Annotated in this window: 21 protein-coding genes and 2 pseudogenes; 3 read left to right on the top strand and 20 right to left on the bottom strand. The window is 39.5% G+C overall.

Annotated features, from left to right (window positions below; genetic code table 11):
- Nucleotides 1-3 precede the first annotated feature (3 nt).
- On the top strand, nt 4-1,524 hold the full coding sequence (locus BLP87_RS15750; protein ID WP_083334589.1) for an ABC transporter permease: 1,521 nt from the start codon (nt 4-6) through the stop codon (nt 1,522-1,524).
- Nucleotides 1,525-1,577: 53 nt separating this feature from the next.
- Here the strand turns inward: BLP87_RS15750 and BLP87_RS11610 are convergent, their stop codons facing one another.
- The 14 genes and pseudogenes from BLP87_RS11610 to tig all read right to left on the bottom strand — a co-directional run bounded on the left by BLP87_RS11610 (nt 1,578) and on the right by tig (nt 15,949).
- On the bottom strand, nt 1,578-2,138 hold the full coding sequence (locus BLP87_RS11610; protein ID WP_074462816.1) for a histidine phosphatase family protein: 561 nt from the start codon (nt 2,136-2,138) through the stop codon (nt 1,578-1,580).
- A gap of 56 nt (nt 2,139-2,194) precedes the next feature.
- Nucleotides 2,195-2,311, bottom strand: a pseudogene (locus tag BLP87_RS16595) (hypothetical protein); the annotation flags it as partial.
- Nucleotides 2,312-2,326: 15 nt separating this feature from the next.
- Nucleotides 2,327-3,166: a S66 family peptidase gene (locus BLP87_RS11605; RefSeq protein ID WP_074462815.1), complete on the bottom strand. Its 840-nt coding sequence runs from the start codon at nt 3,164-3,166 to the stop codon at nt 2,327-2,329.
- 73 nt (nt 3,167-3,239) lie between these two features.
- A complete protein-coding gene (locus BLP87_RS11600) occupies nt 3,240-3,722 on the bottom strand; it encodes a GNAT family N-acetyltransferase (RefSeq protein ID WP_074462814.1) in 483 nt (160 codons plus the stop codon).
- Between the two features lie 56 nt (nt 3,723-3,778).
- Nucleotides 3,779-4,306 carry a GrpB family protein gene (locus BLP87_RS11595; protein ID WP_074462813.1) on the bottom strand — a complete coding sequence of 176 codons (528 nt, stop codon included), beginning with the start codon at nt 4,304-4,306 and terminating at the stop codon, nt 3,779-3,781.
- A gap of 60 nt (nt 4,307-4,366) precedes the next feature.
- Nucleotides 4,367-4,840, bottom strand: a pseudogene (locus BLP87_RS11590) (dihydrofolate reductase family protein); the annotation flags it as partial.
- Nucleotides 4,841-5,412: 572 nt separating this feature from the next.
- Nucleotides 5,413-6,957: a phospholipase D-like domain-containing protein gene (locus tag BLP87_RS11585; protein ID WP_074462812.1), complete on the bottom strand. Its 1,545-nt coding sequence runs from the start codon at nt 6,955-6,957 to the stop codon at nt 5,413-5,415.
- Nucleotides 6,958-7,084: 127 nt separating this feature from the next.
- On the bottom strand, nt 7,085-8,152 hold the full coding sequence (locus BLP87_RS11580) for a Fic family protein (protein WP_074462811.1): 1,068 nt from the start codon (nt 8,150-8,152) through the stop codon (nt 7,085-7,087).
- Between the two features lie 572 nt (nt 8,153-8,724).
- The gene (locus BLP87_RS11575; RefSeq protein WP_074462810.1) at nt 8,725-9,558 is read right to left on the bottom strand and encodes a hypothetical protein; all 834 of its coding nucleotides are present in this window, start codon (nt 9,556-9,558) and stop codon (nt 8,725-8,727) included.
- A gap of 304 nt (nt 9,559-9,862) precedes the next feature.
- Nucleotides 9,863-10,225: a hypothetical protein gene (locus BLP87_RS11570; protein WP_074462809.1), complete on the bottom strand. Its 363-nt coding sequence runs from the start codon at nt 10,223-10,225 to the stop codon at nt 9,863-9,865.
- A gap of 38 nt (nt 10,226-10,263) precedes the next feature.
- Nucleotides 10,264-11,814, bottom strand: coding sequence for a glutamine-hydrolyzing GMP synthase (gene guaA, locus BLP87_RS11565; protein ID WP_074462808.1), 1,551 nt, complete (start codon nt 11,812-11,814; stop codon nt 10,264-10,266).
- 78 nt (nt 11,815-11,892) lie between these two features.
- Complete coding sequence (locus tag BLP87_RS11560) at nt 11,893-13,221, bottom strand: C40 family peptidase (RefSeq protein WP_074462807.1); 1,329 nt, start codon at nt 13,219-13,221, stop codon at nt 11,893-11,895.
- 82 nt (nt 13,222-13,303) lie between these two features.
- A complete protein-coding gene (gene asnS, locus BLP87_RS11555) occupies nt 13,304-14,695 on the bottom strand; it encodes an asparagine--tRNA ligase (protein ID WP_074462806.1) in 1,392 nt (463 codons plus the stop codon).
- Between the two features lie 45 nt (nt 14,696-14,740).
- Nucleotides 14,741-15,949 (bottom strand): trigger factor, encoded by a 1,209-nt coding sequence (gene tig / locus BLP87_RS11550; RefSeq protein WP_074462805.1) that lies wholly within the window; start codon nt 15,947-15,949, stop codon nt 14,741-14,743.
- A gap of 203 nt (nt 15,950-16,152) precedes the next feature.
- On the opposite strand from tig, the gene BLP87_RS11545 reads away from it, so the two are divergent.
- Nucleotides 16,153-16,626 (top strand): hypothetical protein, encoded by a 474-nt coding sequence (locus BLP87_RS11545; RefSeq protein ID WP_074462804.1) that lies wholly within the window; start codon nt 16,153-16,155, stop codon nt 16,624-16,626.
- Between the two features lie 72 nt (nt 16,627-16,698).
- Here BLP87_RS11545 and BLP87_RS11540 read toward each other — a convergent pair whose 3' ends face one another.
- Together BLP87_RS11540 and ispE are read right to left on the bottom strand one after the other, a co-directional pair.
- Nucleotides 16,699-17,139 carry a YwiB family protein gene (locus tag BLP87_RS11540; RefSeq protein ID WP_074462803.1) on the bottom strand — a complete coding sequence of 147 codons (441 nt, stop codon included), beginning with the start codon at nt 17,137-17,139 and terminating at the stop codon, nt 16,699-16,701.
- Between the two features lie 9 nt (nt 17,140-17,148).
- Nucleotides 17,149-18,024: a 4-(cytidine 5'-diphospho)-2-C-methyl-D-erythritol kinase gene (gene ispE, locus BLP87_RS11535; protein WP_083334587.1), complete on the bottom strand. Its 876-nt coding sequence runs from the start codon at nt 18,022-18,024 to the stop codon at nt 17,149-17,151.
- Between the two features lie 193 nt (nt 18,025-18,217).
- Between ispE and BLP87_RS11530 the strand changes: the two genes are divergently transcribed.
- Nucleotides 18,218-18,841 carry a hypothetical protein gene (locus tag BLP87_RS11530; RefSeq protein ID WP_074462801.1) on the top strand — a complete coding sequence of 208 codons (624 nt, stop codon included), beginning with the start codon at nt 18,218-18,220 and terminating at the stop codon, nt 18,839-18,841.
- A 39-nt stretch (nt 18,842-18,880) separates the two neighbouring features.
- Here the strand turns inward: BLP87_RS11530 and BLP87_RS11525 are convergent, their stop codons facing one another.
- From BLP87_RS11525 to BLP87_RS11510, 4 genes are all read right to left on the bottom strand, one after another.
- Complete coding sequence (locus tag BLP87_RS11525; protein ID WP_074462800.1) at nt 18,881-19,183, bottom strand: hypothetical protein; 303 nt, start codon at nt 19,181-19,183, stop codon at nt 18,881-18,883.
- A gap of 182 nt (nt 19,184-19,365) precedes the next feature.
- The gene (locus BLP87_RS11520; RefSeq protein ID WP_074462799.1) at nt 19,366-21,669 is read right to left on the bottom strand and encodes an ABC transporter permease; all 2,304 of its coding nucleotides are present in this window, start codon (nt 21,667-21,669) and stop codon (nt 19,366-19,368) included.
- Nucleotides 21,669-22,370 carry an ABC transporter ATP-binding protein gene (locus tag BLP87_RS11515; RefSeq protein ID WP_074462798.1) on the bottom strand — a complete coding sequence of 234 codons (702 nt, stop codon included), beginning with the start codon at nt 22,368-22,370 and terminating at the stop codon, nt 21,669-21,671. The genes BLP87_RS11520 and BLP87_RS11515 overlap by 1 nt, the downstream gene beginning before the upstream one ends.
- A 223-nt stretch (nt 22,371-22,593) precedes the next feature.
- Nucleotides 22,594-23,193 (bottom strand): TetR/AcrR family transcriptional regulator, encoded by a 600-nt coding sequence (locus BLP87_RS11510; RefSeq protein ID WP_074462797.1) that lies wholly within the window; start codon nt 23,191-23,193, stop codon nt 22,594-22,596.
- Nucleotides 23,194-23,228 lie beyond the last annotated feature (35 nt).

Below are 23,228 nucleotides of genomic sequence, written 5' to 3'. Positions count from 1 at the left end.
AAAATGGGCATTATAGGTAATTTTTTTATAGAACTAAAAAAACATAAACGCCGCTGTAATCTGCTGTTATTCATTGCGGTGATTGTTGCCGAGATGGCATTTTTATACGGAAATTTCCATGGAAAAGAAGCTACTTCCGCCGGATGGATGCTCCTCTTTTATAATATTCCCATCATAAACTGCGTGTTTTTCCCGGTAGCGATCGCTGGATTTGCTTCCAGGCTAATGGACATTGAGCACAAGGGCGAGATGCTGAAATGCTTATACACCTTCTCCACACCGCAAAAGATTTTTTTCACAAAATATCTTTATGGAGCGATATGCACACTTATCCTGGTCGCAATGCAATGTGGCTCGATCATACTCTGCTGCGGAATTCTAGGTTTTGACAGCGACTTCCCGCTTAAATATCTGCTTATACACGGGCTGATCACTTATATAACCTGCATGACTCTGCTAAGCATACACCTGCTTTTGTCGTTTTTTTACAGGAATCAGGCTCTTAGTATTTCAGTGGGAATTCTTGGAAGTTTCACTGCGTTTTTCTCATTGTTCCTTCCGGAATCGATTATCCAGAAATTCATTCCGTGGGCAACTTTTGTGACATCGGGCTTTATCACAATGGACTGGGACCGCGACACGAGAGAAACTCATTATTTTCTGAATAATCCGGACTTAACCTCGGTATTTATCTGTACCTTTTGGATAGTTCTTTTAACCTGTATCACACTTGTACTGCTCAGGAAATCCGGTGTTGAAGAAGCGGAAAAGATAAAGAGCACGCGAAAGACAAAGAAAATAGAACTTCACAGACGCCCTGTTGAAATCCTGAAACTTAAGGGTTCGCCTGCATGGATTGCTTTTTTCATAGTTCCTGCCATTTCGGCTGCGATCGGAACCGTAAACTATCTCGGTAATCTGAGCATCTTGAAAGAGGGATGGTACTCATTGTGGACTCAGCACACGCTTTTTTTGTGCTATTTCTTCATGCCTGTGATCATCGGAATATTTACGGGGTGCATCTGGCGGGTTGAACACAGCGGAACAAATATGAACCTTTTAATGACTCACCAAAGGCCTGCAATGATAGTACTCGGCAAATACGCGGCCACTTGCTTTATCACATCTGTTTCGCTGATCTGGGTTGTTGCCTTGTACCTTATTGCCGGCTCGCTGATACACATTGAAGGCGGCTTGCCCTCAGGGCTCCTTATGTGGCTTGGCATGGGCATTCTAAGTTCATGGGTTATATGCGCCTTCCAAGTTCTTGTTTCACTTGTTATAAGGAACTTTGTCCTTCCTATAATCGTCGCATTCCTTGGCGGTTTCGCAGGTCTATCGTGTATCGCAAAAGATATGCCTTACCTGACACCGTTTTCTTTATTCGACCTCGCCATGAATCAGCGGGAATTGGGAGCTGCGAATATCGGCGCATTTGCACTCTCGTCTGTGATATTTATTTTGGTGTTTATCATGATCTCTATCTTGTATCTGAGCTACAGCGATGTAAGGTCGAATGAATAGATTTTTTGATGAACTTTGCAGACTTTTCACAAACGATGGCGCGCAGATACACCTTAAAATTTCCATCTGCGCGCCACATATTTTTCAGCAACTACATAGTCACCATTTTTATAGTTTCTCATGGACTTAGTGATTCTAAATCCTGCCTTCTGCATTTCTTTTACCAACGTATGCATATAAAACCCATGCGTAACTACCGCGCTGTCACAACCTGCGGCATTTAACAGCTCGACAAATTTTCTTACCCTTGATCTCGTTTCTTTTCGACTTTCAACTTGCCTTTTAATATTTAGGAACCATTGGAGTCGTCCCGTTATATTCCAAAACCACAACGGCAACTTAATCTTGCAATTAAAACTCGAACCAAGCGGAACTTCATTTATAAGTTCAGTGCATATAAAATCTTTATTTCCAAATATTTCTTTTGCAGTGTCTTGAGTTCTGGGTAATGCGCTAACGTATATCTGCTGAGCATTTATAAAAGGAATATCATAAGACATCCGAATTATCGGTGCCTTATCATACCGATCACAGGCTCTGTCAAACTCGCCTGAACTGTACGCTCTTTCCCATTCATAGTCCACCGTTCCATGCCGTATTATAATTACTTTCATTTATCTCCCGAGACCCCCTATAAGGTTTCCTCTTTCATAATTATTTGGTTTTCCTGTTACGTACGATTTGATTTCATACATATCATTTTCATTTCCGGAACGCCAATGCTCTTTGCTATAACATCGCATTTGATCATAAGAAGGAAATATATATTTTGATCTTCATTACTTAGGCACTCATAATTTACCTATCTTTTCAATCCAATATTCTCGCCAATAACAATTGCCTTTGAGTCAGCACCATGACCTATTTCCGATGTTTGAGCCACTGGCAAAGTTTCCGGAATATGCTCCTTCAACAGGTCAAATACGCTTTGTGTCGCTCCCGACTTCTCAAACTTAGTAAATGTCCCAAGTAAAATACCTGCCACCTGATCAAATACCCCCATCTGCTCAAGCTGCGAAAAAAGCGTAGCAATTTGGCTGATTTCACCGCTATATGCCTCCAATAACAGAACCTTTCCCGTCATATCCGGCCAGTACTCTGTTCCGGCTAGTTTTAGGAAACATCTTATATTTCCTCCCACGACAACGCCGTTCATCTTTTCCCCTTGAAGAAAAGAATATTTAACATCGAACAGATCGTTATTCTTCTCGGAAACATAGTCTGCAAAGCGTTTTCTCTGTAGTTCTGCTTCAGCATAAACCGTATTTTTTACCTGATATAAAACGGAAGTTTTTCCTGTCTTTGTAAAAATTGCATTGATTATGGTTGTAAGATCGCTGTATCCCCAAAAAGTCTTGTCGGTGTTAGCGATAAGATCCCAGTCCAAATACTTCAAGATACCGTTTGCCAAGTCTCCGCCTGAAATGTCATAAATTGCCTCAATTGAATCATCTTTGTAAAAACTCATCAAATCTTCTGCCCGTTCTTTATCCGTTCCGCTAAAAGAATCTTTCTTCGCATAAATATGCTCTGCAAACACAGCTTCTATCCCCAGTTCACCAATAAAAGCTTTTAGTTCTTCATTCTGTTTTTTCCATTCTATAAATTGCCCATCGGAACAAGCCGAAATTCCAACTCTCATATAGCCACTCCTGAAACTATGATAATTTATTTGCCATCTTCTGCACGTCTCTGTATTCCATAAAAAATCTCCTTCAGTCTTTTTCGTAATATACGATATCCATTCTGTCATTAATCTTGTCGATTCTGCCTGTCCGATGATACCCAAGCTTCTCGTACAGATAAAGATTGCCTTTTTCCTGTAATATTGTATCCAGACACCAGTGGTCGTGTCCGTATAACCGCTCTGCCTCCTGAATTGCCTGCTTTGCATAGCCTTTATTTCGGTACTGCTTCATAATCCAGATAGGTGAGATTCTTTTTCTACTACCATCTTTCTTATCCACAACACGGATTCCCCCGACCTTTTCATCATCTGCAATAATGAAAAAATATGTAGTCCACGGCTGTTCAAATCTTGCTGATACTTTATCTATGCTTTCAGCTGCGGGACTCATATCATAGTCATGATACTTTTCCAAAAGATCTGCGAATGCTTCCACTTGCATCTTCCAGACTGTTTCAATATCTTCCTTTACTACAGGCTTTAGTTTTATGTTTATCCTCTGCTCGTCCATATGTGAGAACCTCCAATGTCATAGGCTTAGCTTCCAAATCGCTTAGCTCCGCTTCTCTAACCATTATTTTTCTCCAATCTCATGACATCTGCATATATCTCTTCAATAATCGGTGATTTATATTCAATATATTTATCAATATCTTCCGGATAAAGCTTTGCAGCCTCCAGTTTGATATTTCCATATTTTTCTCTTTCAGCCTGATGTGTTCTCAAATAATCTCTGAATGCAAGATGTCTTTTCAACTCTGTGGAATCTTCGGGACAAACATACAAATGATGTGTTAGCAAATGCTCTTTTCCCTCATAGGAAAAGGCCTCGCGTCCTTCGATTCCAAGATTACCTTCATGAATATAACCGATGCTTTTTAGTGCACCGATTGCATATTCTACGTCTCCCGGTTTTACCACTACATCAATGTCGATAATCGGCTTTGATGCCAAGCCCTCAACAGAAGTGCTTCCAACATGCTCAACTGCTAATGCACAAATTCCCAGTGCTTCATCAATCTCATTTTTTATATCCACAAAATCCTGCTTCCATTTCTCATCATATGGAAGGACTACAACATGTTTGGTTCTCATTTCTAACACTCTTTCTGCCCGGATGTAATCTTATTATATAACCCTTATTGCGACGTCACCTCATGAAACCACCTTATATCTAAGCCTAATATATGAATTTTCCAGCACATCGCATCCTATCAGGCTTAACACTCCCAGTTTATCAAGCTCATTTTCCTTTGTCAGTGCGGCACCATCCACAAGAGTTGATGTCTCTTTTCCACCAATCAACACCGGAGCAACGACGATATCCACATAATCAAAAAGTTTTTCACGAAGGAACATTCCGTTTACTGTTCCCCCACTTTGAATTGTGATTCGTTCGCATCCGTGATTTTTCTTCAGTTCAATCAAAGCGTCTTCAAGAGATAAGTTTTCTTGATAAATGATATGAAGATTATCCGCCTTAATATTAAATGCAGGATGAGTCTTGTTAGTCGTGATCAAAACAAACTCTTTAGACCTTGCGCAAAAGTATTGAACACCGTGCTCTGTCATATGAGTGTTATCTAATAGCACAAATGAAACAGGTGTCTTTTCAGGCATAGGCTTTTCATAGTATTACCTTTCTTAGATTTGTACACTACAGTTCTTTTTTCCAATAGCGATAGCCATATCAACGTACATATTTGGTTTCGCGGTAATTACATAAGAACTCCTATTCCGGCGCCGCAAGTTTCGCATATAGATTCAATGATCAAAATAGCGTTCTCTGCTTCTTTAAGGCATCTTTTTTGCCTAATTCATGGATTTATGATGCTCCAATTCCCAAAACTCCGGGCGATAAGCATCGAGATTGAAATAACCATGATTTTCCGATGCTTCACAGCGTGAGATGATGGCGAAAAAGCATCATAATATAAAGAATTCAATAGAATTGTTGCCCTGCTTTAAAACAGCAGGGACAGCACAAATGGCTCCGGATGGAATGAATCTTTTTTATATAATTTTATGTATTCCTCTATCTTCATCAAGCATTTTCCAATCTTTCCTTGATTATTTCGACATTCTTTTTAACCGGAAGGGTTCCGTCGAGCTCGATTACTTCGCAACTAATCTTGCTGACACTATCTTTAACCTTTTCATTCGTTAATTGTCTCAAAATGGATTATATCAACTCTCCACCATTAACCAAATGTCATTTCTAATAATTCTTGTGCAGCATCCCTACTCTTAACTCGCATCAGATTGTCATCAGCCTTTGCCCGTGAAAGAAAATTCATGCTTCCGTACCATACTATTTCATCATCTACGATGGCAAAATGTTCATGCATATGATCCTGGAGTCTAACCTTTATGCCACAGTTTTCTAATATCTGCACGAGCGCCTTTGTATCTTCAATTTTCTCTTCCGGATATCCTTCGGGATCAAGTGTAACAACAGTGATCTTCACCCCATTTTCTTGCCTTTGCTTTATAAGCTTTACAAATGCATTTACCTTAGCCCGATTTAGTCCCGGACTGGAAATAATCACATCTTTATTCGCCTCCAGCAAATCTCTCTCATACACGTTTTCATATGTATCTATATCAAAGATTGCATTTGCATTTTGTTTTTCTACAATGACATTATTACATATTTCGTAGCCTATTTTATTATATGTTCTTAGGCGTTTATGATACATTTTTTCAAGGACACGAATATGGGCATCTACATAATCGTAAATTATCACTTCCGTCTTTGTGTCATAGTCTCTATGAAGACGTCCGGCAAACTGTTCGATATTTCCTTCTGCTGCCGCAGGCATAGTAAGCATCATTGTATCAAGTCTCGGGAAATTGAAACCCTCGCCGATATACTTATCAATCGCAACCAAGACAACTGATTCCTCATCCGGAACAGCCCGCATTTGCAATCTCATTTCGTCCTTTGCTTTTCTACTGCCTCCACCTTGTAAAAGATAGACATGGTCCGCTTTCCCTTGCAATCTCTGATACAAAAGCTCCGCGTGTTCCTTATACTTTGTCAAAACAAGTGGGGTTCTGCCGTTTTGAACACATTTTTCAACATCTATAATAATCTGTTCGTTTCTGGAATCACATTCAATAACCGCTCTGTTTGCTTCTGTAACCTTGAGATCAGACGCACTAACCAGCCTTGTAAATCTTGGATAAACAAAATGATCAATGCCCTGTTTTTCTGCTCTCTCTTTGGCTGTATAACGGAATCTGATAGGACCAAACTGCATAAATACCTTCTTTTCAAGTCCATCCTCACGTTTTGGCGTTGCAGTTAATCCATAAACATACTTTGCCTTAGCAGATCCCACGACATCCTCAACCGTCTGCGCCGCTCCATGGTGGCATTCTCCACAATTGAACTGAGAAATATTCTTTTTAGGACAAATTCCGTCTTTCCAAAAATTCCAGCATTGCGTGTAATAACCGTGCTTTCCGGTTTTCTTGTTAGCATTTCCGGATCTTTTGCTATATACATCATTCCTACCCTTGAACAAATGATAGTAATACTGGATATGCTGCTTGGTAATAGTAACCGGAAGAATACGGGCACCTTGATTTTCTTCAAAAGCCAGATTCCTGTCCGGTGACAAATCATCTAACTCTTTTGCCTCCCGTTTGTATGAAATCCCAGCATTATCAAGAAGTCCGTGCAAATATTCAATTTCATTTTCAAGTTGACTTATTCTCGATAAGTACTGTTCTTCGTTCATAGCCTTCACACCCAATAAAATTTTTTACATACTTTTTTCATCATGTTATTTTGAAACTTAACTAACACAGCAAGGCGGATTTCTGTAATTTCATTTGAGAAGTCATAATTTTACGATTCTCTTAAATTTACTCAGTGATGGCATCTGCTCGCGCATAAAGCGTCTTGCGCCCCGCTCCAATTCTCACTAAAGTTCCTTCTTCAACAAGTTTCTTCAGCGCTGACTCTACAGAAGAACTTCCCAAACTAGGGCACCCAACAAGGACTTCTTGTTTTGAAAACTTACCTATACGTTCGCTGACATATGCCTTAACAACATCATATGACGTGCTCTTAGCTCCGGACGCATGGGCAATAGATACTCTTGCTTCAAATTCCTTATAACAAGAAAGGATGATGCTGAGCATATATTTGATAAATGGTTTCGAATCGTTAGTTCCTTCATGCCATCCTTGATCCGCCTTTTGAAGTGCATCATAGTATGCCTCTTTGGTATCAGCAATTGCTTTTTCAATACTGATATACTGCCCAACCATGTATCCACTACGATAAAGCAATAATAATGTCATCAATCTGCTCATACGACCATTACCGTCATTAAACGGATGAATGCACAAAAAATCAAGTAAGAAACATGGTATAAGAATAAGCTCATCTACCAACTCTTTATCTAATGCCTCTTGGTATTTTTCACAAATAGCATCTATTGCCGATGGCGTCTCGTATGGCTCAAGCGGCTTAAACAAAACTACTTTCTCACCTGTTTCGAGTATCATGTCAATTTCATTAGGTGTCGTTTTAAACTGTCCACCATAATTCAGATTCGTATACTTCAACAAATCTCTGTGCATTTGAAGAATAAAATTACTGCGTACCGGTATAACATCATAGTTTTCATGAACAAGATTCAGCACATTACGATAACCAAGTATTTCTTCCTCATCCCTATTCTTTGGTGCTGTTTTATCTGCCATAAGCTGTTTCAATCTGGCATTCGTTGTAATAATACCTTCGATCCTATTTGATGCTTCGGTGCTCTGTATCTTAGCAATTTCAATAAGCCTATTAAGCTCAACCGGCTTTTGCCGTAAGTACAATTCCTGCTTTCCCTTATACTCATGAATCTTTGAAATATAAGATATTATCTCATTGTCCCAAGTTCTATCTGCAAGATAAGAATAATCAAATTGTCTCATCGGCTAATACTCCTTTCTCCCAAGGAATACTATTATCGCCCAATTTTGCATCTGTTTTGGGAGATATTTATCATTGTTGGGAGAATAATTCTACTCCCAATTATATATTTCTTTCTCCCAAATCACAATCGATTTTGGGACATACTTGTAACTTTCATCATCTTCCTCATTTGCTTTTTAAGGCATCTTTTTTGCCTAATTCATGGATTTATGATGCTATGTTTCCCCAAAAACTCCGGGCGATAAGCATCGAGATTGAAACGATCAAGATTTTCCGATGCTTCACAGCGTAGTTGCTGTCGAAAAGGCATCGGAATACAAAGAATTCAATATAATTGTTGCCCTGCTTTAAAATAACAATGGCAGCGCAAGTGGCTCCGGATGGAATGCATCTTTTTTATACAGTTTATGTATTCCTCTATCTTCATCAAGCATTTTCCAATCTTTCCTTGATTATTTCGACATTCTTTTTAACCGGAAGGGTTCCGTCGAGCTCGATTACTTCACAAGTAATTTATCAAATTGCCAACAGGACATCACACTAATCTCTATCAATCTTTTCCACATCTACTTTACAAAAAACACTTGTTAATAATGCTCTCAATTTCATCCGTCCCCAAAGGATTTGTTGTAGTTTCCTCTGTAATAATCAGATTGTCACCAAGAATAATCCCATTTTTCATCAAAGACTTTATTTTAAACACCGCCTGTCTGGCATATTCTCTGTCATCCATCATTCCTCTGTGCTCCCAATAAATTTCTTTCCGCGTCTTCACATTCAATACAGTAAAGTCAGGATAAAAAATCTTCCCATTTGGAAGAGTCTTCGGACATTCATACTTATATGGAATTTCCTTCTCTGCCAACAGGTTAGCAATGGTCAATTCTGACTTGGAGCGCACTCGTTCACCTTTAGTGGTTTCATACATCGGGACATAATCAGGGATTTCTTTTCCGACATATGGCATACTCTGCCATTTTGAAGCATAATCTTCATCTGACATATCAATGGGTTTAATGTAGCACTTTATTTGCGCCGGTAGATCGGAGTAGAGTCTTTTTATCTTTTCTGTAATATTATCAGATTTCTTCAGTAACAATTCAAGGTTCTTTCCTTCAATCCTCAGTAATTTCAAGACTTTCTCCTGATATGACTTCTGAAGAAATAATTGTATGGTGTAAGTATCTGATTTGTGAATATACTTGCCGCTTTTGTCAGATTTGTTTGCTCGAAGATAAAACTGAATCCTATTTCCACTCTTCACAACATGAATAATACCGGGCGATGCCTTCTGTAGTTCTCTTTCAGCTACAAGTTGACGCTCTGAAATCTCCTTATATCGTCTGGTTGCCTCATCATATAATGATGTGTTCCGAAGTAAATTATTGTTTCTGCATTGTTTCATTTGAAAATCCTTTCTTGATTTGTTTTATAAATTTTATTTGGTAATAGCAGTGGTGGTATCTGCAGAGTGATAGGTAGGGTAATAAGCCTGATTCAGGAGTCAACTAAGCCTCATCGACGAAGTCGATTCAAATTGGTTTGGTTGACGCATTCTTGAACTTGAGAATAAGCATCGAGAATGGTGCATATTAAGATTTGTGATGCTCTATAGAAGGAATCTTCTAGGTGATGAGCATCAATTTCAGATGATTACAATTATTTCGATGCTACACATAAATGAAGTACCATGTCCAAAAGCATCAATTCTAACATATTCTTAGATTTTTGATGCCGCCGGCTTCCGGAAAGCCGTTTCCGAAAGCCCTTAGAAACTTAGAAAGCCTAAAAGCCCGTAGAAAGCCGAAAGGTCGACAAGCGTGAAAAACGCAAAAGGCATCTTTTGGGACTAATTCATGGATTTGTGATGCTCCGTTCCCCCAAAACTCCGGGCGATAAGCATCGAGATTGAAATAATCATGATTTTCCGATGCTTCACAGCGTGAGATGCTGTCGAAAAGGCATCGGAATATAAAGAATTCAATAGAATTGCTGCCCTGCTTTAAAACAGCAGGGCCAGCACAAAAAATTTCACTGTTGTAACTATAGTAAACATCAAATATATCTGCCATTTACTATAGAACCACCATCAGTTGCGATAATTTCACCGTCACTCCAGCTCCACTGTTCCCGGCGGCTTAGAAGTGAGGTCATACATTACGCGGTTAACGCCCTTAACCTCGTTGATGATTCTGCTCATGACTTTCTGGAGGACTTCGAAAGGAATCTCGGAAGCCTCGGCTGTCATAAAGTCTACGGTCTCAACGGCGCGGAGAACGATTGCATAATCATAAGTTCTCTCATCACCCATAACGCCTACGGAGCGCATATTTGAAAGTGCCGCGAAGTACTGATCCGGAAGCTTCTCAAGTCCCGCAGCCGCAATTTCTTCTCTGTAGATGTAGTCAGCATCCTGCACAATGCGAACCTTATCGGCTGTAACTTCGCCGATGATACGGATACCAAGTCCGGGGCCCGGGAAAGGCTGACGGAATACAAGATACTCGGGAAGTCCGAGCTCAAGTCCTGCCTTACGAACCTCGTCCTTAAACAATGTCTTAAGGGGCTCAATGATTTCCTTAAAATCAACGAAATCAGGAAGTCCTCCTACATTGTGATGTGACTTGATAACGGCTGACTCACCGCCAAGTCCCGATTCTACAACGTCAGGATATATTGTTCCCTGTGCAAGGAAGTCAACTGCGCCGATCTTCTTGGCCTCTTCCTCGAACACACGGATAAACTCTTCACCAATAATCTTACGCTTGCGCTCAGGCTCTTCTACGCCTGCAAGCTTTGCGTAATATCTGTCTGCCGCATTCACGCGGATAAAGTTGATGTCGAAGTTACCTTTCTCACCGAATACGCCTTCAACCTCATCACCTTCATTCTTACGAAGAAGACCGTGATCTACGAATACGCATGTAAGCTGCTTACCGATTGCTTTAGCAAGGAGTGCTGCAAGAACAGATGAATCAACACCACCTGAAAGAGCAAGAAGCACCTTGCCGTCTCCAACCTTAGCCTTGATATCTTTAATTGTATTCTCTACGAAAGAATCCATTCTCCATGTACCTGCAGTCTCGCAGATATTTCTTACGAAGTTGTGGAGAATCTCTTTTCCTTTGACTGTATGTAATACTTCGGGATGGAATTGGATAGCGTACAGCTTCTTCTCTTCACAAGCTGCTGCAGCAACGGGACAATCCGCTGTATGTGCAATTATTTCAAATCCCGGTGCAACTTTGCTGATATAGTCGAAGTGACTCATCCATACGATAGTGTCATCCTCAACACCTGCAAACAACTTATCCTTAGATCCGTCAATAAATGTCTGTGTCTTACCGTACTCTCTTACAGGCGCTTTCTCAACCTTACCTCCGAGCACGTGCATCATGAGCTGCGCTCCGTAACAAAGTCCCAAAACAGGAATACCAAGCTCGAACAATTCCTTAGTATAAGTTGGTGCTCCATCCTCATAACATGAGTTGGGGCCTCCGGTCAAAATAATTCCCTTAGGCTCCATCGCCTTTATCTGCTCTATCGGAGTGCGATATGAATAAATCTCACAATAGACATTACATTCCCTGACACGACGAGCTACAAGCTGATTGTACTGTCCGCCGAAATCAAGAACTATTACTTTCTCTTCTGCAGTCATGGTTCCTCCCGAAAAAAATTTTACAACAATAATTATGCTCGATTATACACTATGGTATAAAGGCTAACAATTGGCACATCACACAAATCTTCTGACACAGATAATCGGTCTGTACATCGCTGAACTATACTTAATTCCCGTCTTCTGCGTACTTGCGTGAACAATCTGTCCTCCGCCTATATATATTCCGACATGCCCACCGTAGTAGATAACATCTCCCGGTTGTGCATCCGAATATGACACTTCCGTTCCGTAGTTTCCCTGCTCCCATGATGTTCTGGGAACAGATATTCCAAACGCCTTGTAAACGGAATATACAAATCCCGAACAATCTGCGCCGTTTGTAAGACTTGTTCCGCCGGAGACATATGGATTTCCGACAAACTGGCAAGCATAGCTTGCAATATTAGAGCCTGAACCGCCTCCCGAAGGTGCCGGTGGAGGCGAAGAGTTTTTCGAGCCACCTGATGGCGAGGACTCTCCCGCGTTTCCTCCGCTCTCTGATTTTGATTTCTCAGCCGCTTCGGCAGCCTGCCGTTTTCTCTCCGCTTCCTCTGCTTCACGCGCAGCCTGTGCTGCTTTCTTGGTCTCATTGACCTCATTCTGCTTGGATGCGATCTGTTTCTGAAGAGCCGCCATATCAGCCTGCTGGCTCTTGATCTGTGCCGTATATAACGCAGCATCCTGTTTGGCTTTAGCAAGCTTTACCTCGTAATCAGAATATTTGGCCTTATACTCTTTTAGGACTTCTTCCATCTGATGCTGCTCTTCTTCCATCTCAAATTTGGAAGTTTCAAGCTGCCCCTTCTCCTCTTCGAGCTGTGTCTTTGCCTTATCGGCAGCCGTCTTCGCTTCTACATACTCTTTAAGCTTTTCCCTGTCATATTCATAAATCTGCTCAATATACTGGGCTTTATTAAGTGCATCAGAGTAGTCAGCCGCAGTCAAAAGAATCTGTATATAAGATGATTCTCCCTGCTCATATAAATACTTTATTCTCTTAAGCATTGCTTCATACAAGGTATCTTCTTTTTGCTTCGCATCCTCGTACTCAGCTGTTTTAACTTTTATCTGTTCTTCAGTTCTCTCAATTTCTTCTTTAATAAGATCTATATCAGCCATCATGGAAACAATTTCGTTTGAAGTTTCATCCATGGCTGCTTTTGTCTTTCCCTGGTCTGCGGCGATCGAATTTACTTTGCCGTTGGCGTTATTGAGATTTTTCTGATTCTCATTCTTTTTCTTCTCAAGCTCTTTTTTCTGATTCTTTAATGCCTGTTCTTCCTGCTCCAGCTTATTCTGTTTTTGCTGTAAATCAGTACTGGTGGTAGCCCTTACAGGGTCCACCACCAGCATACTAAGGACTAAGGAAAGAGCTATCGCAGAAAAAAAGTAATCTTTTCTCATTTCATCCTCCTTGTCCCTCATTATTCAGTAACTCTATATAATTATAACACGTAACACCAAGAAATTGCTTGATTCTGCAAAATCAAAGCTCACAATTTCCGACTGTTCTCGGGAATGACTCAACGTCTCTGATATTTCCCATACCTGTGAGATACATTACGCAGCGCTCAAATCCAAGACCAAAGCCTGCATGTCTTACACTTCCGTACTTTCTGAGATCAAGATAGAACTGATAATCGTCCTTCTTCATTCCAAGCTCATCCATACGCTTCTCGAGGATCTCAAGATCATCTTCTCTCTGGCTTCCGCCGATGATTTCACCGATTCCGGGAACAAGACAATCTGCTGCCGCAACAGTCTTTCCATCGGGATTGAGCTTCATGTAGAATGCCTTGATATCCTTAGGATAATCTGTTACAAATACAGGCTTCTTGAATACTTCTTCAGTGAGATATCTCTCATGCTCTGTCTGAAGATCGCATCCCCATGATACCTTGTAATCAAACTTATCATTGTTCTTTGAAAGAATATCAATAGCTTCTGTGTATGTGATACGACCAAACTCGTTACCTACAACGTTGTTAAGTCTGTCGATAAGTCCTTTGTCGATGAACTCGTTAAAGAATGCCATCTCTTCGGGACAATGCTCAAGAACATAGTTGATAACATACTTAAGCATAGCTTCTGCTGTATCACAGTCATCCTTAAGATCTGCAAAACACATCTCAGGCTCGATCATCCAGAACTCAGCGGCATGTCTTGTCGTATTTGAATTCTCCGCACGGAATGTAGGTCCGAATGTATATACGTTCTTAAATGCAAAAGCATAGGTCTCAACATTAAGCTGTCCGCTAACAGTAAGGTTAACCGGCTTTCCAAAGAAATCCTTTGAAAAATCAACAGCTCCGTCCTCAGTCTTGGGAACATTGTTAAGATCGAGAGTTGTTACCTGGAACATCTCTCCGGCACCTTCAGCGTCGCTTCCTGTAATAAGAGGAGTGTGAACATATACGAAATTTCTCTCCTGAAAGAAAGAATGAATTGCATATGCAGCAACTGAACGAACCTTGAAAACTGCCTCAAAAGTATTTGTTCTTGGACGAAGATGAGGAATTGTTCTGAGGAACTCAAGAGTGTGTCTCTTCTTCTGAAGAGGATAATCAGAAGTAGAAGTTCCCTCAATCTCAACTTCCTCAGCCTGCATCTCGAAAGGCTGCTTTGCTCCGGGTGTTGCAACGATTGTTCCTGTTGCGATGACAGCAGCTCCTACGTTGAGCTTACTGATCTGTGCAAAATTTGAAAGTGCATCCGAATATACAATCTGAAGCGGTTTAAAAAATGTTCCGTCATTCAATACGATAAATCCAATAGCCTTAGAATCACGGATACTTCTGATCCATCCTCCGACTGTCACTTTCTGTCCGACATATTTATCTTGTTCCGTAAATAACGATTTTATATCTGTAAGTTCCATGACATCCTCCAATAAAAAATATTTCCCATCAAGCAAAACGGTCTATCAATTAGCAGGCTCAACCACATTTGCATTATCCACAAGGAATCCCACAACCTTATCTGCCATAAGACCTTCCTTAATGGTTTTGGAATCAACGTCACCCTTAAGTTCATCAAGTGAGCTGTATCCCGTACTTCCTGCATCAAAAGCTTCTTTCAGATAATTCTCAACATCTTCGTCAGAGATTGCCAAGTTTTCATTCTTTGCAATTGCTGCGAATGTTATAAACTGCTGAGCAACCTCATTTACCATATTCTTTAAAAAAGCATCGGGATCTGACTGATCCGGAGCAGTATTCTGCATCATCATACGAACAATATCACTTGCAGTGGTAGGCTGTCCGTATGCAGTATACATCTGAGCATAATTCTCGAGCTGCTGATTTTCCTGAATAAGGTAATAATTCAAAACTTCCTGAGGAAAATCTTTATACTCTGAAATCTCAATAACTTTATCAATTACCGCTGACTCAACATCTGCCTTATGTGTAGCCTCAGCTTCCTCTGTGAGCTGCTTTTTTGATGTTTCCTTAAGCTGCTCAAGATTTGTTACGCCTTCCATTCCAAGACCGGCTGCCCACTCATCTGTAGGCTCTTTAGACTTTTCACTGATTTTGTTAACTTTAACCGTAAATACTACCTTCTTACCTGCAAGATCTTTTGAACCGTATTCTTCAGGGAAAGTAAGGTCAAGGTCTACAGTGTCACCAAGATTTACTCCGACAAGTCCGTCCTCAAATCCGGGGATAAACATGCCTGAACCGATATCAAGATCGAATCCCTGAGCCGTTCCGCCTTCAAAAGCAACTCCGGTGTCGGCATATTTTCCTTCATAATCAATATTTGCAATATCACCTTTCTGTATAGGTCTGTCCGTAATCTCTGTTTTGGCTGGATTGGCTTCAATAAGATTATTGATATATCCGTCAACATCCTCATCGGTAACAGATGCAGGAGCAACCTCAACAGTCAAGCCTTTATACTCACCCAATGTGATGTAATCCGAAGGATTTATTTCATCAAGAGCCTTAACTTCAAGTTTGTCCAGATTCTGCAAAGATGCAATGTCATTAGATCCCGCTGTTGCAGCAGCCTCTGTAGATGAACCGCCTGATGCCGCATCGCTTGCAGCCTCTTCAGACTTTGAGCCGCATGCTGTAAGGGATGTTATTGCCATTGCCACAACCAACAATACAGAAAGATTCTTTTTCATAATGCTTTCTCCTTAAAAAAATTTGATATATTCACGGCTACCATTCTCATGAATATAGTATCTTACCATTACATATCAAAACAATATTTCTTATACTACCACACCTTCCAAAATGATTAAAGTATTTATTTGCCTATCTTCCTAAAGAATGCTACAATACTTTTTGCTATGATATAGTATATTCATTTTCGGAGGATAATAGATTGAGTACCGGTTTAATTGTATTTATCGTAATAGCAGTAATTTTAGCTGCAATAATCATTGCACTTATTATAATCGGCAGAAAAGCCCAGAAGAAACAGGAAGAGCAGCAAGTTCAGCTCGACTCCATGAAGCAGAGCATGTCCATGCTTATCATTGACAAAAAGAGAATGAAGATAACCGAAGCAGGTCTTCCACAGGCCGTTATCGATCAGACTCCCAAGCTTCTTCGCAGATCCAAGCTTCCAATCCTTAAGGTAAGAGTCGGAAACAGGGTTATGAGCCTTATCTGTGATGAAAAGATTTTCGATTCAGTTCCCGTCAAGAAGGAAGTTAAGGCTTCTGTCAGCGGTATCTACGTAACAGAAGTTAAAGGCCTTCGCGGTAAGACTGTTACTCCCGAGAAAAAGAAAGGCTTCTTTAAGAACCTTGTTGCTAAGGCTCAGGAAAAAGCCGGCGCCAAGATGGTTAAATAATATTTGCTCAAAATATAAAGCTCTCACAAGCGATGATAATATATCACGCGATGTGAGAGCTCTTTTTTTGCCTTATCTTGCTTTTATTTCTATTATCATTTTAGAGTCGGATAAAACCTCATCTCCGGATTTAATTATGTATTCCGCAGAAATTTCACCGATCACACCGTTTTCTTCATTCTTAAAATCAAGGCTCTTGGTGATAACTTCCATCTGCATCGATCCGTATGGTGTCTTGTAATCCATGACATATTCTTCGGCGCCAAATACCATCTTCGAATTCATAGCGCCTGTGCGCACGATCTCTACGCACTTTAAATCGGCAGGTACAGTGACCTTGTTGGCCACCTTTATTCTCTGACCGCCCATATCCTGCACTTCTTCGTACTCTATCCGCACAGCCCCATCCGTCAATGCCTCATAGATTCCCCTTGAGCTTGTATCGATCCGCTCTTCTTCGTTTCCGTCTCTGATATGGATTCCTGTCACATTTATATCAACTTTTTTCTTCATTTTACTATCTCAGTCCTCTTTACCGGGATTAATGGGTGCGGACAAAAAAGCTTCCGGCGCAAGCTTACTTTCAACAACTGCCTTATAACCCGCTTCTGCCGCTTCTTTTTTGTCGAATACGCCAAATACTGTGGGACCGCTTCCTGTCATGAATGCACCTACAGCGCCCTCATTTCTGAGTATCTCTTCAATCTGCCCTACCTCTTTGTATTTGGATGCAGTGACATCTTCAAGAACATTTCCTATAAGAGAGCACATCTTCTTAAGATTACCTGCTTCTATTGCAGCCTTGATTCCGTCTATATCCGGATGTGTTATCACTTCCCTGCTGTCCAGCTCTTTATAAACCCAGCCTGTTGAAACATCTATCGCAGGCTTTGCGATAACAAGATAACAATCCGTCATGTCGCTTATAGTTGTCAGTTCCTCACCGATTCCCTCTGCAAGCGCCGTTCCGCCGATTATACAATACGGGATATCGGCACCCAGAGACACAGCAAGCTCACAAAGCTCTTTTTTACTGAGGTTAAGTCCCCATAACTCATTCAAAGCCAGGTATGCTGCCGCACCGTCTGTACTTCCACCTGCCATTCCCGCAGCTACAGGGATTCTCTTTACAAGGTGCATGGTAACACCTTTTTTCACATTATATTTGTCCTTAAGCTGCCCGGCCACCTTGCAGATAAGGTTCCTTTCATCAGTTTCGATCTTATCCGTAGATGCGGTCAAAATGATATCGCCGCTGTCATTATCCTCAAATGTAAGCGTATCGTACAGATCCACATTCTGCATTATCATCTTTACAATATGATATCCGTCCTCACGAACTCCCGTAACATCAAGTCCGAGATTGATCTTTGCATATGCTTTTCTCTCAAGCTTCATAATTATATACTCCGAAATTATTTTTCTTCATCTTCTCACTCCGAAGGATCAAACTCAAGGAAAAAATAAAAAATTTAAAAATTTTCGATATTTCACTAAAGTTTTTTATTAAAATGTCGATAAGGAGATTAGGTAAACCATAGTTTCGTTTCAGCGCGGTATTTAGTACCCTGTCGCAGAAAAGGAGTTCGATATGGGCGTAAACGGAATTACCGAGGTTACTAACAACATCGCAACCACCTATGCTTCATCAGTCAGTCCGTCTGTTGACGAGAAAAACAAAAACGATGAAGTAAAGGAAAAAACTCAAGCTGCAGCAGTGTTCGAGAAATCTGAGGAAAAAGATACACAGAACGTATCTTCCAAAGAAACCGATCGAACCAAGATCATCAAACAGATGCAGGCAGATGTAGCAATGCGCCAACAGCAACTTTTGAACATTGTTCAGAAGATGATGGGCAAGCAGGCCAAGGCCTACGGCATCGCCAATTCTGACAACGATGAAGACTCGATGTGGAAATTCCTTGCAAAAGGGGATTTCACAGTGGATGCAGCAACTAAGGCTCAGGCAGAGGCTGACATTGCCGAGGACGGTTACTGGGGTGTAAAACAGACCTCCGAAAGAATCCTCGATTTTGCCACCACACTGGCCGGAAACGATCCTGAAAAGCTTGAAAAAATGAGAGCTGCTTTTGAGAAGGGTTATGCTCAGGCAGAGAAAACCTGGGGCGGTGAGCTTCCGGAAATTTCAAAAAACACCTTCGATGCAGTTATGAAAGGCTTTGATGAATTAACCGGCAAGACATTGACAGAATAATACGTTGCTAGTAACAGAAAAGGACTGTCACTTAGATGATCACTCGTCTAAGTGAAGTCCTTTTTTCATGCTGTTCATATGCTCTTCATAGATTTTCGCTTCAGATCTTGGCTCTTCCGATGCATCGGTGCTTGCTTCCTCAGCTTCCTGAATCGCAGCCTCCGCGCTGTTCTCAAGTTCCGCCGCCTGCTGTATCCTCATCACCGCAACATCTGTCGCAACACCGCTAAGCATATCATGTGCCCACGGACTGACCGTGCATATGAAAATAATAAGAAAAACCAATGCGATCAACGCACCTATTGCATATAATAACGCTTCCAATATCTTCTTTATAATCATAATCTTTCCTTTACAGACCGCTTCCCTGCGTCCCCTTGTCTGTTCGTTTTTTATTCTAACATTACAATATAAAAAAACGTTAAAGGATTGATTATATATGGATAAAAGAACTATTTACACAATCTTACGAATAAACTCTACTTATCTGGTAACAAAGGGTGATATTTAATACCCCAGTTTTTTTATTCAACCGATTTAAGTGATTCCACCATATCTATATGTACAGCCTTTTTAGAAACAATTACATTAACAACGAATGAACACCCCAATGCAATTATGGTGCTCAACACATATGAACTAATCTTTAAATATGGCGAGTACACTATTGATGATGTTGACACAGTCCGCACATACACCGTCAAAAACATCCATCCCGCTACCGTCCCTATTAACCATCCAATTACTATAGTCAATATACTATTCTTAAATATTAAATCCTTAATTTCTTTATTGTATGCGCCAAGAACTCTAAGCGTCGCATACTCTCTGTACTTTTCCGTATAATTTAATAGGCCCAAATTATATAGTATAACCACACTTAAAAGAACTGCCGCTGCAAGAAGCATCAATATTACACCTTTTACACTTAACATTATGCTACCGGCATCATCATATTGACTTTCCAGACTAACTGTCTCAGTTATAGCATCCATTTCCTTAACATCTTCAAGATTTAAGTTATCACCAGCCAATAATGTGTTCGGGCAAAAAGTATTTCCTGCATTTATCCAACTCTCTTTACTCACAAATATTCCCTGTGGAGAATTTATATCAACTATCTGATCCACCTTCATACAAATATTATCCCCATTATACAGAATGCTTATATACGAATTTTCAGCCACACTTAAGTCAGTTGCAACCTTCTTTGATACAACAATCCCGTCTGTCGGCAAATCAATTATCTTATTTTCAGTATCAAACAATGTCCAATAATATCCCCTGTCAATTACAAAAAAATTCTCTGTAACAATTTTTTCTGAACTTTGACTTTCAACCATTCCTTCGTATATCCATTGGCAATCATCACTAAGCTTTTCGTTTATAGAACTTATTGTCTCATCGCTCGCATTATTTAACTTTAATTTCTCATAATAGGAATATTCTCTACCATATATTCTGTTATTAATCTCTGTAACTGTGTCTTGTACTCCAAAGCTTGACATTAGAAGCACCATGCTTCCCAATACACCTATTATTCCTATTATCGTTCTAATTTTTTTCTTGCCCGCATCTCTTATTACCCATCTCCACTCAAAACTAAGACTATCCCAAAATGCAGGTATCTTTTCAAAAAATGTTTTTTTACTACTTTCCAACACTTCGTTTCTCAATGAATCTGCCGGCATTTCCCTTACAATTTTACTACTTGATAACCATGCCGTTGCACTGCAAATTAAAACCATTAACACGATTAAATAGATTGAAAATATAGAATTTTCGCCATTCCAATTCGGTAAGCTATAAAAATCTTTTTGCAAATCCAATAAAGCCGGTGTTATTGTATACGGTGCAATTAAATAACCTATTATTGTTCCCGTTATACTAACTACTAATCCATATAAAGCGTAATGAACTTTAATTTGTATAGAATAAAATCCTAATGCTTTCATTATTCCTATTTGAGTTCTTTGCTTCTGCACAACTCTTTTCATTGTTGTTCTGATTGTCAAAAGAGATAACAGAAAAAAAATAACGGAAAACATAATTGACATTTTTCTAATCTGTCCAATTTTATTTACATAGGATGAAATATTTGTATTTTCCTCCCTTGTAATGCAACTAAAATATTTTTGCCTCAGTATTGTTTTTATTTTCCCTTTTATAGCTGAACTATCTGCTTCATCTGCTAATTTTATTTTCAATTGATTATATTCAACATTATCGTTTAATTTTTTCAACGTATCAAACGAAACAAATCCATATGTATATCTTTCATGGTTAGGAATCATTGCTGTAGTTGTACCTGTATAGCTAATAAAATCCACGCCATAAACCAGCCCTTGAACAGTAAGTTCTGTTTCTATATCATCATAAAAGATTTTTATTCTATCTCCCGCCTTTAGATTCTTTGCATTAGCATAGTCATAGTCCAACCATATTCCACTACTTTTGCAGTTGTAATCGCTGCCTTCCTGTATCATAGGAATAGATATTTCGTTTGTATCATTGGCAATAAGTCGAATATTTTCTTCTGTCTCTTTATCTAAATACGCGTCCATTACTGCGCTCAGTTGGATAGTAGCTATTCCATCTATTTCTTTAATGTCATCCGCTTCATCTGTATTAATTTTTAAAGCATTTACCCAAATATCTGCAACATTTGTCTCTGAAAAATAATTATCTTTTTGAATCTGCATTCCATTCCATACGCCCTCAATTCCTGAATAAATCAACATTCCCAGCATGCACATCAGAAATATTGATACAAATTGAGATTTCAATTGCCACAAATCACGAAACATCTTTTTTATTAGTTTTCTCATTACCAGTTAACCTCACCGACTCTTAACGGATTATCATTCATCTCTATTCTTTCAATTTTTCCATCTTTAAGGTGGATAACTTTGTCCGCACACAATGCAATCGAAGCATTGTGTGTCACTATCACTACCGTCTTATTATAGTTTCTTGCCATATCTACTAATAATTCAAGAACTGTTCTCCCCGTTGCACTATCTAATGCTCCTGTCGGCTCATCACATAGCAAAATATCTGGATTTTTGCAAAGTGCTCTCGCAATCGAAAGTCTTTGTAGCTCGCCTCCCGATAATTCTGAAGGAAAATGCTTTGCTCTGTTTTCAAGTCCAACGTCCTTTAACATCTGCGCTGGATTCAGCGCATCATCTGTCATTTTTTCAACTATACTAATATTTTCGATTGCATTTAACGATGGTATAAGATTATAGAATTGAAATACAAAACCAATTTTTCTTCTTCTGTAATCTGTTAAAGCCTTCTCTGAAATATTCGAAATATCCTTACCATTTACAGTAATAGTTCCACTACTTAATCTATCCATCCCTCCAATTAGATTAAGAGTAGTACTTTTCCCCGAACCACTTGGTCCCAATATAACCGTTACTTTTCCTGCATCTATATCGAACGTAGCATCGTCTAATGCTCTTACTTTGCCTTTTCCTACCTTATATTCCTTTACTACATGACTAAATGATAATGCCGCCATATTAGTCCTCCCTTCTTCTACCACTCAATATACAAAACAGCGTGCTGCCATTGTGTGTTTTCTGCAGCATAAATTATTGCTTTCTTCCCCGTAGTGATTAACTTATTTTTTATCCCAATATCCAATGATATTGGAACTGCTGCATTAATTAATGCACCTCCCTCATGCGAAGTACATATCCTTTGCTCCTGTATTTCAGGTAACTCCTCTAAAACTCTCTCCTTTATCTTTTCTGTTCCTCCCTGATGCCATATATTTTTATTACGAAGTTTTTTAATGCACTAAGATTACTAATAAATATTTCCATTTTTTTTTCGGAAGATACTTTATTTAATTTTTCTGATACGCCATATAATAATATTTGAGTATATAGTTCAGGATTCTTGCAATTACACTCCCCGGATTCATTGCCTATTTTTACTATTTCAACAATCTTAGGTATGAGTTTTTCAATTAAGTACTTAAATACTTTCTCATGTATTATCCCATCATCAGCATTCTGTATTTCTATAAATATCTCTTCTTGATCTTGCGACATCATAATAAATGATTTTGCTACTTCATCCAATTTCTCAAGAACTGTATCTCTAGAATTTATTGTCACCTCTACAGAATACAATATTTTTTTTGCATACTCTTCGGCCACTGCCTCCATTACTTCTTCTTTAGATTTAAAATAGTAATAGAATAATCCCTGTGCAACTCCAATACTCCCAACAATATCTTTTATCTGTGTATGCTTGTATCCCCTTTTTGCAAACAACTTCATGGCAGTTTCAATTATTTCTTTTTTTCTTTCCTCTGGTTCTTTAGATACTCTCATAAATTCCCTTTCCTTTTTACTGACTAAGTTCAGTC

This window comes from Butyrivibrio hungatei, assembly GCF_900101605.1.
GTDB classification, from domain to species: domain Bacteria; phylum Bacillota; class Clostridia; order Lachnospirales; family Lachnospiraceae; genus Butyrivibrio; species Butyrivibrio hungatei_B.
This window is presented reverse-complemented; position numbering and strand designations above follow the sequence as displayed.